This window comes from Streptomyces sp. NEAU-YJ-81, from assembly GCF_017592595.1.
Taxonomy (GTDB): Bacteria; Actinomycetota; Actinomycetes; order Streptomycetales; family Streptomycetaceae; genus Streptomyces; species Streptomyces hygroscopicus_B.
The window spans coordinates 1-4393 of the sequence record NZ_JAGFNO010000097.1; the positions used below are offsets into that span (position 1 = coordinate 1).

Consider the following 4393-nt stretch of genomic DNA (forward strand, 5'->3'; position numbering starts at 1 on the left):
TGCGCAGGACCCGACGGCGCCGTCAACCCATTCGACGCCCCGTCCTGATTCACCGCAGAACCCCGCACCACCGCCAACACCCGACGCCCACAAGCCACCGCATCCGACAACCGCTGCACCACCACCAACCCCGCACCCTCGGAGAAGCCAGTGCCATCCGCACCCTCCGCGAACGACTTGCACCGACCATCCACCGCCAGCCCCCGCTGCCGCGAGAACTCCACGAACAGCGCGGGAAGCGCCTGCACCGCGACGCCACCGGCCAGGGCGAGATCGCACTCCCCGCGCCGCAGTGACTCGCTCGCCAGATGCAGCGCCACCAGGGAGGACGAGCAGGCGGTGTCGATGGTGAGCGCCGGGCCCCCGAGACCCAGCGTGTAGGCGATACGCCCCGATATCACGCTGGACACGTTGCCGATCATGACCTCCGAGGTGTCGTCGGCAAGCGTGTCGTACCCCTGGTAGGAGGCGCCGACGAACACCCCCGTCGACCCGCCGTGCAGGGTCTCCGGGAGTATTCCGGCGTTTTCCAGCGACTCCCAGGCCACCTCCAGCGCGAGGCGCTGCTGCGGGTCCATCCCCCGTGCCTCACGCGGGGACACCCCGAAGAACGCCGGGTCGAAATCGCCCGCGTCGTCGAGGAAGCCCCCGCGCTCGGTCAGGCTGTCACCGGGGGCGAGCCGCCATCCGCGGTCGCCGGGGAAGTCCGCGGTGGCGTCCACCCCATCGGCCACCAGGTCCCACAGGTCCTCGGGAGTGCGCACCCCGCCGGGATACCGGCAGGCCATGCCCACGATGGCGACCGGTTCCGGTACCGCGGACTCCAGCTCGCGCACGCGGGTGCGCAGGGTGTGCAGCTCAGAGGTCGCCAGCCGCAGATAGTCGCGAAGCTTGTCGTGGTCAGCCATTCGCCCGAGTCCTTGGTCGCGTGTGCCGTGTTGGTTGCCGTGGTCGCGGGGTCACCAGGTGACCGGTAGCGCGCTGACGCCGTTCACGAGTCGTTCGGTCCGCCACGGCACCTCGTCGGCGGGGACGGCCAGGCGCAGGTCGGGGAACCGGCGCACCAGGGCGGTGAGGACCATCTGGAGTTCCACCCTGGCCAGTTGGGCGCCCAGACAGTGGTGTGCGCCGTGGCCGAAGGCGATGTGGGCGCGCGCGTCGCGGTCGAAGTCGATTTCGTCGGGGCGCTCGAACACGCTCGCGTCCCGGTTGCCCGCGGCCATGTGGACGACCACCACGTCTCCCGCCCGGACAAGGGTGCCGCCCAACTCGACGTCCTCGATGGCCATCCGGGGGAAGTTGCCGGCCGCGGCGAGCGGGGTGTACCGCAGAAGCTCCTCGACGGCCTGGGGCACCAGGCTCGGGTCGTCGACCAGCCGCTGCCACCGTTCGGGGTGGCTCAGCAGCAGGTAGAGGAAGTTGCCGACCTGGTTGGCCGTGGTCTCGTGCCCGGCGAGCAGCAGGGTCATGCCGAACACCACGAGTTCCTGCTCGCTGAGCCGCTCGTCCTGGTCCCTGGCCAGGACCAGCCCGCTCAGCAGGTCGTCGGCGGGCTCGGCGCGGCGCTGGGCGATCAGCTCGGCGAGGTAGGCGATGAGGCCGTCCCTGGCCTTGACGATCAGTTGAAGGTCTTCGGAGGCCACCGACATGATGTCGTCGGTCCACTGGGCGAACCTCGCGTGGTCGGCGATCGGCACACCGAGCAGCTGGCAGATCACCCGCACCGGCAGCGGCCAGGTCAGCGACCGGGCCAGATCCGCCGTGGTGCCGTCCGCCTCGATCCGGTCGAGCAGATCGTTGATGATCTCGTCGATCGCCGGGCGCAGCCGCTCGACCTGGCGCATGGTGAACGCCTGCGCCACCAGCCTGCGCAGCCGCGTGTGGTCGGGAGGGTCCATCGAGAGGATGGACATGTCGGTCTCGATCGCGGGCGTACTGCGTGCGACGTCCTTCCCCAGGGTGGCCGTGCGGCTGAACCGGGGGTCGGAGAGCACGACCTTGATGTCGCCGTAGCGGGTGACCAGCCAGCCCGGGCCGCCGTAGGGCATCTGCACCCTGGTCAGCGTCCCGGCACGGCGGGCCTCTTCGTACGCGGGGTCCTCGTCGAGTCCGTGCTGCGGGCCGAACGGGTAGGCGCGGATCTGGTTGTCGACAGCGGTCATCGCGGGAATCTCCTTGGGATGGCGCGTGAGCGAGGTGAGGCGGGGGGCGTGAGCCAGGCGACGCGGACCTAGGGGCGTGTCTCGAAGTCAGTTGCGCGGCTAGGCGTGGTCCTGGTCGATGAAGCTGAACATCTCCTCATCGCTGGACGAGGCGAAGTGGCCCGTGGCGAGTGGCTGCGGGCGTCGGCTGCTGAGCAGTGCCTCCATACCGCTCAACAGCGTGCCCACGTCGTCCGGCCCCGCCTCGTCGAGCAGGGACTCCAGACGGACCAGCAGTTTCCCGGCGTCGAAGTCATCACCGCCGAGCCGTCCGGCCAGGTGCTCGCCGAGCTCGGTCACGGTGGGAAAGTCGAACACCGCGGTGACGGCCATGCTCAGGCCGGTGAGTTGGGTGAGCCGGTTGCGCAGCCGTACCGACGTGAGCGAGTCGAAGCCGAGTTCGGCGAAGGGTCGGCGCGGGTCGATGACCGCCGCGTCGTCGTGGCCGAGCACGTCCGCGACCTCGGCACGGACGACGTCCCGCAGCTTCGCGGTGCGCTGTGCCGCGTCGAGCCCGGTGAGCTGGGTGCGCAGGTCGGCGGCGTCGGGGCGGGAGGCGGCCGCCGGGCGGCGGGCCTCGGGCAGTTCGTGCAGCAACGTGCCCAGGCCGTCGCGGGTGTGGGTCGGCACACGGTTCCAGTCGGCGTCGAATACGGCGATGGTGGCGTCGTCGCGGTTGAGCGCGTGTTCCAGTGCGGCCAGCGCGGCCTTGGCGGGCATGGCGGTCAGGCCCATGCGGCGCAGTCGTTCGTCGCCGACCACATGCGTGGCCAGGCCCTCGCTCGCCCATGCGCCCCAGGCCACGGCCAGGGCCTGTTCTCCGGCCGCCCGGCGGGATACGGCAAGGGCGTCGAGCATGGCGTTCGCCGCCGCGTACGCACCGAGACCGGGCACCCCGAACACCCCGGATATCGAGGAGAACAGCACGAAGGCGGACAGGCCGCGACCGCGCGTCAGCTCGTCCAGCACCTGCGCCCCGCGCACCTTGGCCCCCGCGACCGCGGCGAAGCTGTCGGAGGTGAGCCTGTCCAGGACACCGTCGTCGAGGCTCGCGGCCAGGTGGAAGACGCTGGTGACCGGATGCGCGTCGAGCACCGCTGCCATCTGCTCCCGGTCGGAGACGTCCGCCGCGACGAACGTGACACGGGCACCGGCCTGTTCGCACTTCTCGCGCAGCGCCTCGGCACCGGGGGCGCCGGGCCCGCGGCGGCTGAGCAGGATGAGGTGGTCGGCACCACGGCCCGCCGCCCAGCAGGCGACTTCCGCTCCGAGCCCGCCGGTGCCACCGGTGATCAGGACGGTTCCCTCGGCTGTCCAGGCTCGGGCAGGCGCCTCCGGAGCCGCGCGGACGAGCCTGCGTCCGTACAGCCCGGTGGAGCGGATCGCGACCTGGTTCTCGGCCTTCTCCTCGGCGAGCAGGGACCGCAGCCTGGCGACTGCCGACTCGTCCAGGTCCTGGGGGAGATCGACCAGGCCGCCCCAGTGCGTGGGGTACTCCCAGGAGGCGACCCGGCCCAGCCCCCACACACCCGCCTGGTCGATCCACGGCCGCGGGTCGGCGGAATCGACGGCCACCGCGGCGCGGGTGGCGATCCAGATCGGCGTGGCCACTCCGGCGTCGTCGAGGGCCTGCAGCATGGTCGCGGCTTCCACGGGCGTCTCGGGTGTGAGGACGACTCCGTCGGCCGGCGCCTGAACACTCAGCCGCTCGGCGAGCTCCGCGCGCGGTGCCTCCGCGGGCACCTGGACGGCCTGTTCACCGAGCGCCCGCACGACCGAGTCGGTCCATGTGGTGCCGGTGGCGCCGAGCACGAGCCAGCGTCCCGGTTCGGCGACGGCCGCGGGCTCGGGCTCGGGCTCGGGCTCGGGCTCGGGCAAACGGGACCAGTCGATCCGGTGGCGCCAGCGGTCCGCGACGGAGGTGCGGTCACGGGGCGAGGTGACCCAGAAGTGCTGGTGCTGGAAGGCGTAGGTGGGCAGCTCGACCACGCGGGCGCCGGGGTAGGCGGGCCGCCAGTCGACGGACACGCCGTGCGCATACGCCTCCCCCAGCGCCCGGTACACACGGTCGAGTGTTCCCTCGCCGCGGCGCAGGGTGCCGAGCGCGACGGTCTCCGCCGTCTCCTCGATCGACGTGGTCAGCACCGGATGCGGACTCATCTCCAGGAAGACCCGGAACCCACCCTCCACCA

Annotated in this window: 3 protein-coding genes; all 3 read right to left on the reverse strand. The window is 71.7% G+C overall.

Features of this window, described 5'->3' with window-relative positions; all coding sequences use genetic code 11:
• Positions 1-908, reverse strand: a 908-nt coding sequence (locus J5X86_RS49975) for a beta-ketoacyl synthase N-terminal-like domain-containing protein (RefSeq protein WP_208523204.1), incomplete at its 3' end; no start/stop codon positions are given.
• Positions 909-959: 51 nt separating this feature from the next.
• Positions 960-2162, reverse strand: a complete 1203-nt coding sequence (locus tag J5X86_RS49980; RefSeq protein WP_208523205.1) for a cytochrome P450 — start codon at positions 2160-2162, stop codon at positions 960-962.
• A gap of 99 nt (positions 2163-2261) precedes the next feature.
• On the reverse strand, positions 2262-4393 hold a 2132-nt coding region (locus J5X86_RS49985), incomplete at its 5' end, for a type I polyketide synthase (RefSeq protein ID WP_208523206.1).

Coding starts and splice junctions, on each gene's coding strand:
- J5X86_RS49980 (WP_208523205.1), bottom strand. CDS start 2,162: ATGACCGCTGTCGACAACCAGATCCGCGCCTACCCGTTCGGCCCGCAG.